The 13,184-nt window shown below is 48.1% G+C and carries 13 protein-coding genes; 2 read left to right on the forward strand and 11 right to left on the reverse strand.

The genetic code is table 11. The annotated features are described in order from the left end of the window. Nucleotides 1-5 precede the first annotated feature (5 nt). The 8 genes from BN1360_RS02250 to BN1360_RS02285 form a co-directional block, all read right to left on the reverse strand. On the reverse strand, nt 6-1,007 hold the full coding sequence (locus BN1360_RS02250) for a glycosyltransferase (protein WP_068778285.1): 1,002 nt from the start codon (nt 1,005-1,007) through the stop codon (nt 6-8). A 464-nt stretch (nt 1,008-1,471) separates the two neighbouring features. Continuing rightward, a complete protein-coding gene (locus BN1360_RS02255; protein WP_068778286.1) occupies nt 1,472-1,918 on the reverse strand; it encodes an OsmC family protein in 447 nt (148 codons plus the stop codon). Nucleotides 1,919-2,102: 184 nt separating this feature from the next. Then, nucleotides 2,103-2,261: a hypothetical protein gene (locus BN1360_RS02260; RefSeq protein WP_157259333.1), complete on the reverse strand. Its 159-nt coding sequence runs from the start codon at nt 2,259-2,261 to the stop codon at nt 2,103-2,105. A gap of 75 nt (nt 2,262-2,336) precedes the next feature. Then, nucleotides 2,337-3,161 (reverse strand): phosphoenolpyruvate hydrolase family protein, encoded by an 825-nt coding sequence (locus BN1360_RS02265; RefSeq protein WP_068778287.1) that lies wholly within the window; start codon nt 3,159-3,161, stop codon nt 2,337-2,339. An 87-nt stretch (nt 3,162-3,248) separates the two neighbouring features. Then, nucleotides 3,249-4,463: a Tm-1-like ATP-binding domain-containing protein gene (locus tag BN1360_RS02270; protein ID WP_068778288.1), complete on the reverse strand. Its 1,215-nt coding sequence runs from the start codon at nt 4,461-4,463 to the stop codon at nt 3,249-3,251. A 127-nt stretch (nt 4,464-4,590) separates the two neighbouring features. After that, nucleotides 4,591-5,796 carry a phosphoenolpyruvate hydrolase family protein gene (locus tag BN1360_RS02275; RefSeq protein WP_068778289.1) on the reverse strand — a complete coding sequence of 402 codons (1,206 nt, stop codon included), beginning with the start codon at nt 5,794-5,796 and terminating at the stop codon, nt 4,591-4,593. 188 nt (nt 5,797-5,984) lie between these two features. Beyond that, nucleotides 5,985-6,896 (reverse strand): carbohydrate deacetylase, encoded by a 912-nt coding sequence (locus BN1360_RS02280; RefSeq protein WP_068778290.1) that lies wholly within the window; start codon nt 6,894-6,896, stop codon nt 5,985-5,987. Nucleotides 6,897-6,980: 84 nt separating this feature from the next. Next, on the reverse strand, nt 6,981-8,195 hold the full coding sequence (locus tag BN1360_RS02285; protein WP_068778291.1) for an MFS transporter: 1,215 nt from the start codon (nt 8,193-8,195) through the stop codon (nt 6,981-6,983). A 140-nt stretch (nt 8,196-8,335) separates the two neighbouring features. Here BN1360_RS02285 and BN1360_RS02290 point away from each other — a divergent pair, with 140 nt between their 5' ends. Continuing rightward, the gene (locus BN1360_RS02290) at nt 8,336-9,247 is read left to right on the forward strand and encodes a LysR family transcriptional regulator (protein WP_068778292.1); all 912 of its coding nucleotides are present in this window, start codon (nt 8,336-8,338) and stop codon (nt 9,245-9,247) included. 12 nt (nt 9,248-9,259) lie between these two features. After that, entirely contained in the window at nt 9,260-10,387 is a 1,128-nt protein-coding gene (locus BN1360_RS02295) for a VanZ family protein (protein WP_068778293.1), read from the forward strand. Nucleotides 10,388-10,546: 159 nt separating this feature from the next. Here BN1360_RS02295 and BN1360_RS02300 read toward each other — a convergent pair whose 3' ends face one another. The 3 genes from BN1360_RS02300 to BN1360_RS02310 form a co-directional block, all read right to left on the reverse strand. Continuing rightward, nucleotides 10,547-11,320 carry an exodeoxyribonuclease III gene (locus BN1360_RS02300; RefSeq protein WP_068778294.1) on the reverse strand — a complete coding sequence of 258 codons (774 nt, stop codon included), beginning with the start codon at nt 11,318-11,320 and terminating at the stop codon, nt 10,547-10,549. A gap of 154 nt (nt 11,321-11,474) precedes the next feature. Further along, nucleotides 11,475-11,810, reverse strand: coding sequence for an antibiotic biosynthesis monooxygenase (locus BN1360_RS02305; RefSeq protein ID WP_068778295.1), 336 nt, complete (start codon nt 11,808-11,810; stop codon nt 11,475-11,477). A 92-nt stretch (nt 11,811-11,902) separates the two neighbouring features. Further along, complete coding sequence (locus BN1360_RS02310; RefSeq protein ID WP_068778296.1) at nt 11,903-13,129, reverse strand: purple acid phosphatase family protein; 1,227 nt, start codon at nt 13,127-13,129, stop codon at nt 11,903-11,905. Nucleotides 13,130-13,184 lie beyond the last annotated feature (55 nt).

The following is a 13,184-nucleotide window of genomic DNA, read 5'->3' on the forward strand; positions in this document are numbered from 1 at the left end:
AATCGTTATTTGGTGATCATCTCCGAAGGGGGATAATATTGATAAGATTCATTTGAATGTGTCTCTTCATGAGGATAATGAACCGTCTCTCTGACAATATATTGAGGTCTGTTCTTGCTCTCGTCGTAGATCCGGGCAATATATTCACCCATCACTCCGAGCGATAGCATTTGAACACCACTGAACAATGTAATGGCCGTCATAATTGACGTCCAACCCCGTTCTACCTGAGGAAGGTCGAACAGCTTCGCGCACAGGGAGTACACGAGTACAATAAAGGCCAGTACCATAGTAAGCATTCCCATCCGGGTAATCAGCTTCAGCGGTTTGGACGAAAATGAGAAAATACCGTCGGAAGCAAAAGCCAGCATCTTCCTTAATGGATATTTCGTTGTACCTGCCACCCGCTCATGCCGATCATACTCAACAAAGGTCTGTTTGAATCCGATCCAACTGACGATCCCACGAATAAATTTGTTCCGCTCTGTCATTCGGTTGAATACATGCACCACTTTACGGTCAATCAAGCGAAAATCACCGGTATCGCGAGGGATATCCGTATCCGACATCCGCTGGAGGAAGCGATAGAACATCGACGCCGAAGCAAGCTTGAACCAGGTCTCCCCTTTGCGCTTCCTGCGCTTGCCATACACTACTTCATAGCCATCTTCCCATTTCTCCACCATCTGATGGATCACTTCAGGAGGGTCCTGTAAATCTGCATCAATAATAACGACGCAATCCCCTCTCGACATATTGATTCCTGCGGTTACTGCTGCTTGATGGCCGAAATTTCTGGCAAAATTAACGATCCGGATATGTTCATCCAGTCTGGCCAATTCATCAAGGATGCCCAACGTACGGTCCTGGCTCCCATCGTTTACAAAGACAAGCTCATAATCATAGCTTGTGGCGATCATCACATCGGTTAATGCATAGTAGCATTGCCGAATGACCTCCTCCTCATTGTAAGCAGGGATCACTACCGATATGCACTTGGCATTCATTTCTCCCACTCCTTAGAATTTATAAACTATAACAGCGAATATGATCATCAAGTCCCCTGTAAAAATGAAGATTCGACAAAAAACGGAAAATTCGTGCTAAAAAAACTCTTTTTCACTTTATTACTATCACTTTCAAATATTTTCATATTTTTCGATGATTTTCAATTTTAAACAGCATAAATATGGCTTTAAAAACTTATTTTGGGGAATTTTGTGGCTTTGAGGAGCTTTTTTGATCACTATATTGAGTATTATAGCAGTTCAAACTGAACAATTTCTCAACAACATTGTAATATCAAACAAATACCTACAAATACACAAAAAACCAGCTATCCCTCGTTCATCATTTAACGCTCTTCCCTCGACATTTTAATCCTTTCCCTCTCCATTGGAAATAGAAAAACCGCCGGATTTCCGGCGGCTTATATCATAAAAATTATATAATCCTTATGCACTATACTAGATTACGAATTAATGATAATGCTCCCCAATGCAAGATTCACCGGGTTGGCGATCGTATCTCCCACCGGGCATTTGCTCTCCAGGAAGCGTACAAACTCGTCAACCTTATCCTTGGGAGAATCGGTCTTGATACGGAACGTATAACGGATATCAGAATATCCAGGCCGGACTGGGGCACGGTCAAAGAATCCATCCAGATCGAGATCACCTTCAACTTCTACCTGAAAATCATCCAGCTTCACCCCGAATTTGGACGCGTACACTCGGGCTACGATCGATTGGCACGCTCCGAGCGATGCCAGCAAGGCTTCCACCGGATTCATGCCTGTATCCGTTCCTCCCAAACTTTTGGGCTCATCAATCGTCAGCTCGAAATTGCGGGCAGTCGTCTTCACCCGAACTCCGTCCTGCAAATGCGCAGTCGCTTTAAAGGTATGTACAGCAGCCATCTTTTCAACCTCTCCTTTGTCTGGATTCGTCCGTTAGGCATCACTAAAACACACTTATCCACTTGGTTTTATAAGATATTATAAATTCACGGCTGCGGACTGTCAATCTTTAAGATTATGTTCACAACAACAAGGGTGCCCTTCGGTTCTATCCGATTAGGCACCCTATATCTCACAATCCCTTTTACTTCTTATGTTTCGATTGCTCCTGCCCGAATGCCGCCTTTGCATCTTCCACCATTTCTTTGGCGAACTCTTCCCTTTGCTTGTCGGGAACCGGCATCTTGTTCAGCGGAGTTGTCTGTACTTCATATTTGCTTAGGCCTTGGGATTTTTTGCCCATCTTCCTGCACCCCCTTCAGCTGTTATAGAGTCCAACTGTAGGATGAGGCAATAGACCTTTTTTTATGCGTTTGCCTTATTTCAAGATCCCTTTGAATGCTTCGGTTTGCTGTTTGATACCTACTTCAGTTGCAAAGCGCTCGATGCTGGATGCCCCGAAGAAGCCTTCAACATTCTTCGTTCGAGCCAGTACATACTCCGCATCTGCCGGTTCGGCAATAGGACCGCCGTGACACAGCACCATAATATCCGGATTCACGGCCTTGCCTGCATCACAGATCGCCTGAATTTTATCTACACAATCATCCAGGGTTAAGGCCGTCTTGGCACCGATCGTCCCCTTTGTCGTCAGCCCCATATGAGCAACGAGAATGTCTGCCCCCGCTTCAGCCATTTGCTTGGCCTGTTCCGGATCAAATACGTACGGAGTCGTTAGCAAACCCAGCTCATGCGCTTTACGGATCATTTCCACTTCCAGACCATACCCCATCCCCGTCTCTTCCAGGTTGGCGCGGAACACGCCGTCGATCAGACCTACCGTCGGGAAGTTTTGCACTCCAGCGAAGCCCTGGTCCTTCAATTGCTTCAGGAAGATGTCCATAATCCGGAATGGATCGGTGCCGCATACCCCGGCCAGAACCGGTGTATCCTTCACGACCGGAAGCACTTCATTTCCCATGTCCACAACGATCTGGTTCGCATCGCCGTAAGCCATCAGGCCCGCCAACGATCCGCGTCCTGCCATCCGGTAGCGGCCGGAATTATAAATAATGATGAGATCAACACCGCCTGCTTCCGCACTTTTGGCAGAAATCCCGGTTCCTGCGCCAGCACCCAACAGCACATTGCCTGCGGCCACCTCTGCTTTTAATTTCGCCAAAATCTCTGCTCTCGTCTTCATCTGTATTTCCTCCTTGGTTATATGAATTTTCGTGAGCTCCCTTCGGGCCGGCTCTTTTGAACTTTCGTCTCTCAGACCGCCATCCGCTTATTTACCCTGTTCCATCAGTTCCACTAGCTTCCTGGCAGCGGCCACTGCAAATGCCTGATCATTGATATTCGCATCCAGTTCAATGAGTTCAACCTTATCGCGATCGATACGCTGCCGCAGCGTGTTGAACAGCATCTCATCCTCGGCGGCTCCGCTAAATGCTCCCCCTTCGGTATCCAGCATCGAGACCCCTTTGAGCGGAAGCATTAATGCGGTTGGGCCTTCGGTCATGTTCAGCTTATCGGCAATAATCTCACCCAACTGGCGATTCTCCTCCACCGTCGTCCGCATCAGAGTAACCGATGGATTATGCTTGTACAGGTTGCGAGCCTTGAACTGCTCCGGCACCGTATCATACGGTCCGAAGTTCACCATATCAAGGGCACCGGTCGATACGACCTGCGGTACCTTACAGCGTCCGGCCGCCTCCAGTCGATGCGGGCCTGCAGCTAACACCCCGCCGACCAGTTCATCGCACCATTCAGTCGTGGTAAGATCCAGAACTCCGTCGATAAACCCGCCCTCAATCAGGCTCTCCATCGTTTGTCCGCCCGTTCCGGTAGCATGGAAGACAAGTACCTCATAGCCTTGTTCCTCTAAATACTCACGCGCATAGTCCACGCATGGCGTCGTGACACCAAACATCGTCGCTGCAATCAGCGGCTTTTTATCCTGCGGTGGAGCCGATTCGAACTGGACCATGCCTGCGATCGCATGCACGGCATTCGTAAATATTTGGGTTGAGAAGGAATTCAGCCCGGATACATCCACGATGGACGGGAACATCATAATATCGCTCGTCCCCACATAAGGGGCTGTATTCCCCGACGCAACGGTCGATACCATCAGCTTCGGCACACCGATCGGCAATGCTCTCATCCCCGCGGTTACAATCGATGTTCCACCCGTTCCGCCGAAGGATAAAATACCGTCAAATTTGCCTTCTGCGTAGAGCTTCGGGATCAACTGCTCCATTCCCTGAGCTAGCGCCTCCGTACCGATCGAGCGATCCTTCTTCCCGGCAATTTCATCGATGTTCATGCCCGCTGCCGCCGCGACGTCCCTATTCGAGACATCCGGGGCAAATAGCGGAGCAAACACGCCACAGTGAATCGTATAGGCTTTCAACCCCAGACCTTCAATCACTGATCTCACATACAAAAACTCTTTGCCTTTGGAATCAAATGTTCCCGCAATAGCTATCGTCTTCACCGTATGCCCTCCTTCAATCATTCGATTCAGGTTCCAGCGAAATTGAACCGCAGGCGATCGCCTTGAACCTCTATGTTTTCATAATACAGCGCTTTCAAAGGAAAGTAATCGTACGCTTGTATGATGTTCATGTATATTTGTCTGATGCTTGTTTGCGGAAGGATTGCGGCGTCATGCCGATATACTTCTTAAAGGTCTTGCTAAAATGAACATAATCCGGGTATCCCACCAGTTCGGCGATACTCGTTAGAGACAGCTTGGTATGCCTTATTATATCCTGAGCTTTATGGATACGATACTTGGCCAAGTACTCCGGAAAGGTACACCCTACCTCCTTATTAAACAGCGCGCTAAGATGCGTCCGCGATACATGAATCTGATCCGCAAGATCCGTTAGCGAAATGTTGTTCATATAATTTTGGGCGATATGCTCTTTTACAATGGCAACATAATCATATGGTTCATCAAAAAGTGTCAGCTTACTCATCAGCCGCTGGTCCTGTTCCAATTCCCCCGTCACCTTGAAGCGATATGTGGTATCTACAATAGCTTCCTCTGTCGGAATCCGTTCAAAGCTTGAGCCCCCGACATACCCCATCGCCGATGTATTATCATACATATACTGCACATCAATGGGGGTATGCACAGGGCCTCCATAGATGAGTTTGATCGGGCTTCGTCCCGAGGCATCACATACCGCGAATATTTGCCTGGCCAGCTCCGCGCTGGTCTCCAGCGACAGAACCTTCTTCGTTCCCATCAAACCTCCCGCAGTCACCCCCAGATGAGCACAGATCACATCCGCCCCGGCATCAAGCATAAATGCCGCTTGTTCTGCATTAAATACGAAAGCCATCGTGAACATATTCTGCTGATGTGCGATGCGGATCGCCTCAACTTCCTGCAAATAAGAGATCCCTTCCTCCTCCAGCGCCTCACGAAATTGTCCGTCGATCAAACCAAGGGTGGGGTAATTGATCATTCCGGCAAAGCCACTGCGGCGAATCGTTTCTAGATATGAAGGCAGGTCGATGGTCGGATCGCTTGCACATAAGCCGAATACTACAGGCTTGTCTCTAACAACAGACAAAATCTCTCGTGAACCAAATTCCATCACCATCTCATTAGAGTTGGCAAACGGCATCAGACCCGCGATAGAACCTAGGCCCATCTGTCTGAAGCGTCCCGAGTTCAACGCCAGGATCAGATCAGCCCCGCCTTTTACCGCATATTTTGCAGAGATTCCCGCTCCCGCAGCCACGCCGATAATATGCTCATTCGCATGAATCTGCGCATGCATATGCTCTACAATTCGCTCTCGATTGATTGTCATATTACTCCACCTTTTCCTGACCTCGAACATCCGCCCTGAATGTCCCTTCGTTCTTCTATATTATTTATTATAAAGAAAAATCCTTACTGAGGCATTGTTCCCTCCCCGCACACTTTTCTCACATCCTTTGAGATCAAAAAAATAACCCCCCGATGCCAGGAGGTTATCCTTCTTATATGCCATATTCCCTATTTATTATAGCGGAATGGGACCTTCTTCTCGTTAATCGATCTTTTCCTTTTTTCTCTGGATTGGCGCTGCAGCACCGCATAAGGCTGGGAAGGAAGCAGCCTGCGCGTCCTAGCCGACTTTGAACGATAGCGAGCTCGTGAACGCGCGGAAGGCTTGCGCCGCTGCAACACCCTGTAATTTATCGGCGATACTCCGATCGCGGCCAGAGTATTAGCGACTTCCGGACTTGTGAACAGAGCGAGCTCCTGCTTACGGATATCAGCCCATGGAGAAGGCTCCATCAAAACCTCGTCTTCATACCCCGGATGGCACATAATCTCCGTAATTCCTCCCCGGAGTGACAGTAAGTGCTGCCGCAGACGTTCTCTTCCCTTATCATCACCATAGGTATCCAGCATAATAAAATCAGTCATTTTTGGAGCAGGTACTCCGCTCAATGGATGCGCTACCTGCGATCGTCGCAGTGGAACGCCTTCATTGTAAGCCTTTCGCGCCATTACTTTGTATATTTCTGCATGATCCTGATGCAGCAAATGATGTGAATCAAGATGTGTCGGCCTAAGACCGGTACTAGTGAAGCGATCCCATTGTGCTGCAAGCTCTTTGTGTACATCTCTCCAGTCCCAGCCCTGCGGGGCGGCCCCACTGCGAAATGTCCCGTCTTCCTTGACTAATGAAGGGATACTGGCCGGGTCGGACACTGGCCGACCCATGGTCAAATTGAAATGTAAGCCTACGCTTAAATCCGGATATTGATGAGCCAATTGTACAGCTTCTGGGAACCCAGGCATATTCACCATTAAAGAGGTACTCGTGATCCCGCCGGCATTGAAGGCATCGATAATCCCCCGATTCACGCCCGCAGACATGCCAAAATCATCTGCATTTATAATAACCTGTCGATTCATCTACAACATCCCTCTTCTTGAATTGACCCTGATATATCAATAAATGCGGGATGAAGTCCTAATGAAAGGTACAGATGCGTAAGTTTATCGGATACTGCCCCCATGTGCATATTGCGTCCGGCGAGAGCCAGCAGCAAGCCAAGAGATAAGCACCGCCAGAACAAGCAGTACGCTGGCATAAGCGATCATACCGTTCCAGCCAAAGCGGTGGAAGAACAAACCGCCGGACCAACCGACCAGACTTGATCCTCCGTAGTAGAATAAAAGATAGAGCGCAGAAGCCTGAGCCTTATACTCTCGGCCCGCGGCAATACCGACCCAGCCGCTGGCCACGGAATGACCGGCAAAGAAGCCAAACGCTACAATGGCTACCCCTGCTATTTTCAGGAACAGGATGGAGCTTAGGGTTAGAAGCACACCGATCAATAGAATGCCGATCGCTAGAGCGATGACATGTTGTCTGGAATAACGGTCGGCCAACTTGCCGAACAGGACCGAGCTGCATGTCCCGAGCAGATTGACAACGAACAGGAAGCCGAACACGGTCTGACTCAAATTATACGGCTTACTGGTGAGCGGATAACCGATGTAATTCAAGATCATAATATAGACGCCCATGAGCAAGAAGGCTGTAAGAAACAGACCTAACAAGTTGCGCTGCGAGAAATTATGCTTCAGATTCGCCTCCCATTGCTGCAGACTTGTCTTCCCGGGTGTAAAATTACGAGACGAAGGCAAACTGTACCAGAAAATAAGACTGAACAGCAGGCTGAGCACTCCAAGAATCGTCAAGGCAATCTGCCAGTTGAACAGGTCGGTTAAAGCCCCGATCACAATTCGGCCAACCAGGCCGCCGATCGACGTACCTGCGACATAAATTCCGATCACTCGCCCTATAGCCTTGGGATGGAATTCCTCGTTAAGGAAAGCCATTGCTATTGAAGGGAAGCCGGAAACGCTGATTCCTATCAGAAAACGGATGACAAGAAATAGCGAGAATTGAGGCGTAAATGCTGACAATATGGCTAATACCGAGGTACTGAGCAGCGACAGACTCATTAACAGCTTGCGATCAACACGGTCGGATATCGTTGAGATAATAATGAGGCCGATGGCTAGGCCGATCGTGGCTAGCGATACCGAGGCTCCCGCCGTCGCCGGAGAAATATGATATTCCTTGGAAAATAAGCTGATTAACGGCTGCGGACTATACAAAACCGCAAACGTAACAATACTGCCGAGCAGCATGCTAAGAGAAGTTCTCCGATGCTCAGAACTCCCTAATTCAATGGTATTCATTTCTCTCTCTCCAATCCAATACTTATCTATATATTTGTTTATTGGCTACATATAAGTATAGGACGGGGTAAAAGTATAGTATAATGCATTATTAGTAACACTTTTATATAGTGGATGTAATAAGCAGGAGGAGAGTTATTGTGGAGTGGCAGCAGCTTGAATATTTCCAGACTGTAGCACGGATGCAGAATATCACTTCCGCGGCTCGGGCTATGAATATTACACAGCCGGCATTAAGCAGATCTATTGCCCGACTGGAGTCCGAATTAAATGTGCCTTTATTCGAGCGGAAGGGCCGATCGATTGTGCTGAATCGATATGGGGAGCTATTCCTTGCTCGAGTGGAGAGAATAATGGAGGAATACCAGGCAGGGCGCCGTGAGATTGAACAGCTGCTTGACCCCGAGCGAGGCGAAGTATCGCTGGGTTTCCTGCACACGCTCGGTATCCGCTGGATTCCTGACCTGATTGGCAAATTCCGCGAGAGTTATCCGAGTGTCCGTTTCCAGCTTCATCAGAACAGCAACCTTAATTTGCTGCATCAGCTCCATTCGGGAGAGATCGATCTATGTATGTCCTCCCCGCAGGAGACGCCTCTGAATATTCATTGGACAAAGCTATGGACGGAGGAGCTATTCCTCGCGGTCCCCGTTCACCATCGGCTCGCCGGGGTAAAATCCGTTGCCCTGGAGGAACTGCAGGATGAGATGTTGATTTCCTACAAAGAAGGGTACGGACTCCGACACATTATGGATGAACTTCTGCACCAGGCGGGCATCTCGCCCAAAATTTTGTTTGAGGGGGAAGAGATCCATACGATAGCGGGACTGGTCTGTGCCGGACTGGGGATCGCCATCCTTCCGAAGACGGAAGGCATCAATGAGGACGGCCTGGTCTGGGTAACAATTACAGATCCGGACTGTAATCGGGAGATCGGGATCGCTTGGGTGGAAGGGAAGTTCCTCTCCCCGGCAGCAAACCTGTTCAAACAATTCGTGATCCATACGGCCAATCAATATCATAAGCAAAGAGCAATAACCAAACCTAACTAAGGGTGACCACATATGCTGCAATCTTATTTATTCCCAATTAAATATGCTTTTTTCTCTTTTCCTTTCGCTGCCTTCTTATTTACGATGCCGTTCCTGATTGTGCAGTATCGCAAATACGGCTATATCAACAAATTCAGGTCCTTCCTGCTCTATTTGTTCCTGCTGTATTTAATGAATGCTTATTTCCTTGTAATCCTGCCCTTGCCCGCTTCCAGACACAATCTGCCCATGGCTTCAGGGGGCATACAATGGATGCCGCTCAATTTCATTCACGATATTGTGAAGGAGACCGGGGTCGTCATCAGCAGCCCGTCATCTTACCTGCATCTGCTTAAGGAACGTGCTTTTCTTCAAGTTCTGTTCAATATTTTTCTAACCGTGCCCTTTGGCATCATGCTCCGATATTACTACCGTCTCGGATGGCTGCGCTGTATTCTATATACCTTCCTGCTGTCCCTGTTTTTTGAGCTTACGCAATTGACGGGCTTATATGGGATCTATCAGCATCCTTACCGTGTATTCGATGTAGACGATCTATTGATGAACACGCTCGGAGGAATCTTCGGAGTTCTAATCGCCGACTGGACCTCAAGTCTGCTGCCTAATGTGGAACATCTGGATGCCAACGTAAATCCGGCGGCCAATCGTGTCACGTATTTAAGGCGTGGGATCGCCTACATTATCGACTTCTGGATCTGGACTATCCTTGAAGTGATCCTCGATCAGGCATTCAATCTGTCTCTGTCATTCTTCCTGTCAACCGGCCTTTACTTCATGCTGCTTCCTTACTTGACAGGCGGCTATACGTTTGGCAAATGGATTGTACGCATCAAGTTGACTCGAACCGGACCGAAGCAGAGGGTATCCCTACTGTCGCTCGTTCTACGCTACGGAATCCTATATTGGTTAATCTACGGCATACATCAATTTGTTCCAAAATGGACCCATGATCTGCATCCATTTATCTCGGTAGCAGTTACGCTGTCTATCTTCGCGCTTGATGTAGCCCTCTTTATTCATGTTATCATCTACATGATCCGCAAGGAGCCGCAGCTCTTCTACGAGAAGCTCAGCAGAACCAAGCATGTCGTCGCCTGGGAGCCCCGAGACAAGCATGTACCAGAAGCGGGCAACCAGTGAAATAGAAGCCCGTCCAAACAAACGGTCTCTATGACCTTTTGTCTGGACGGGCTTCTTAGGTTGATATCCATCCAATTGAATCCGCTAGATAAAGCTCTGGGACTCTACTTTTACGCTTCAACTCAGATAATAATTAAGAACTATATCCTTATTGTATTATCAAGCAGATTCAGCTTCGCTCATTTCTAAGCAAAGCTTCACCGGGCAGTGATCACTGCCCATCACATGGCAATCGATGTCAGCATCCTTCAAATATGGAGTGATCCTGGCCGAGGTCAGGAAGTAATCAATTCTCCATCCAACATTCCGTTCCCGAACCTTTGGCATGTATGACCACCAGCTATAGACCTGTTCCCGGTCAGGATAGAAATGACGGAAGGAGTCCACGAACCCCGCGCCAAGCAGCTCGGTCATTTTGCCCCGCTCCTCCAGGGTAAAGCCGGAATTGCCCAGATTCGACTTTGGATTTTTCAGATCGATCTCCTGATGAGCCACATTCATATCCCCGCATACGATGACCGATTTCCTACCATCCAGCTCCAATAAATAGCTGCGGAAGCGATCCTCCCATTCCAGGCGGTATTCCAGCCGGGTCAAATCACGCTTGGCATTTGGAGTGTACACGTTAACCAGATAGAAATTATCGAACTCCAATGTAATTATTCGCCCTTCTGGCTCATCATTTTCCTCTATCCCGTACCATACCGACAGCGGCTTAATTCTTGTGAATATACCCGTGCCGGAGTACCCTTTCTTCTCCGCATAATTCCAGTACTGTTCATACTCTTCGCCCAGCTCCAGTTCTATTTGCCCTTCCTGCAGCTTCGTCTCCTGAACGCAGAAAATGTCCGCATCCACCTCTTTAAAATAATCATAAAATCCTTTATTTACGCATGCTCTAAGACCGTTCACATTCCAAGATACCAGTTTCATAATGTTCTCCTTGCTAGAATATAAGATAGTCTGATTTTATCATATAATCTGTCGCCGGCATCAGTTGACCTTGCTGTAACCTATTCCCACCATCGCGTCAAATAAAAAAACAGCACCCCCACCACAGCGGCACTGTCTCCTTATTATTCATATATTAATGATTGGCGTTAAAGGCTTTCCCTTTCTTCACCACATCAGCGTTATATAAATTTACAGTGGTACTAATGATATAGGAAGGAGGCTGCTGACCTTTCTTCTGACGGTGGCCTTCAATATGCGCGGGGCTCTTCTCCCAATTCTTCCAGGCTTCTTCCGATTCCCACCGGATAACAGTGACTACTTCTTCCTGTTCCTTGCTCTTCTTATTCACCATCACGCTAATATCAATCAGGCCTTCCATTTCATCCATCGGACCAGGCTTGCTGAACCGTTCAATGACTTTATCGCTGTTTCCCTTTTCGATAAGCATCGTTCTTGTCATGATAAACAATGGCAGTACCTCCGAATTAAATAAATATTTTTAATAATTATATTTATATTAGTCGATAATGATTATCATTGTCAACATATCCTCTTTTACTTCTATTTACGTTGTCCAAGCTCAAACCTGTCCAATCGTTGTCCTTCTATATCGTAGGCCTCGTAAGTAAGCGAGCTTTTCGTCACTGTTATAGCGGCGTACATCTGCTTGAAATTTTGAAAATGGACCGCATGATAAAATTGATCCTGCTTCTTCTCATTGAACTTCTGCCCCGATGCATTTGTCGTTACATATACGGTTCCTTCTCCTTCGTTAACGACCTTCCCGTCCTTGATCGGATAGGAGCGGGAGTATTCATGATTATGCCCCTGAAGCACCAGATCGACGTTATAATCGTCGAACACCTTGGCCCAGGCTTCAATCTTCTTGTATCGATTCCCTCCATACACCGGCCGATGAATTGCAACAATTGTCCAGCGTTTGCTGTTGTGACTCAGATCTTCACGCAACCACTTCGTCTGTTCGTCAATATTGGATTCCGTATTCAGCACTACGAAATGCGCTTCGCCATAGTCATAGGAGTAAACTGTCCCCGGCAGCGAACCCTCCGCCCCTTGCTCCGGCAAATTAAAGTGGGCCAGATACTGCGGTGCTTCACCGTCCACCTGCTCATGATTGCCTGTAACTGGCATCAACGGAATAGACGGCATCCACTGGTCCGCCGTGGCGAAGAAATCATTCCAGGCCTGTTCATCCTCTGTATTTTCGGTCAGGTCGCCATTATGAACGATGAAACTCGCCTGCGGAAAATGAATCAGTGCGGCTTCCAGCGTCCTGCCCCATAGCTCAAAATCCGTTCTCGTTATCCCTTGGGAATCAGTAACGTTAATGAATGTAAATTCCTCCACCTCCTCCGCCTCGGTAGTGAAGGTATACGCCTTGCTCCAGCCGCCCTTACTCCCGTTACCCACCCGGTAAATATAGGAGTGACCCGGTTTAAGCCCACTGACTTCCACTTTATGAGAACGAATCCTTTGCCCATCGCCGATATCGATGACCATCGATTCAGCCTGATAAGCAAGTGCACCCTCTCCCTTCAAGGCTGAACCATCCGTACCTTCGGCAATTTGCAGCAGTGCCTCTGTACTATCATCCTCTGTATACCAGGTAAAGGCCCTTGAGGTTCCAGGGTCCCCCTTAAAAGTAGTAACCAATGACTTAGGCTGTGCCGCATGGACATGCTCCAGCCGGATAATCCCCGCAGCACCGGCCAATATCAGCAGGCATACTGCGGCCAGAAGCCATTTATCACGTCTATGTTCCTTCATCCGCTTTCCTCCTCGTTTGCCAATTCTAGAAGTACATGCAAGAGCTTCTCCCTAA

Origin of the sequence: Paenibacillus sp. GM2 (genome assembly GCF_900069005.2) — a bacterium.
GTDB lineage: Bacteria > Bacillota > Bacilli > Paenibacillales > Paenibacillaceae > Fontibacillus.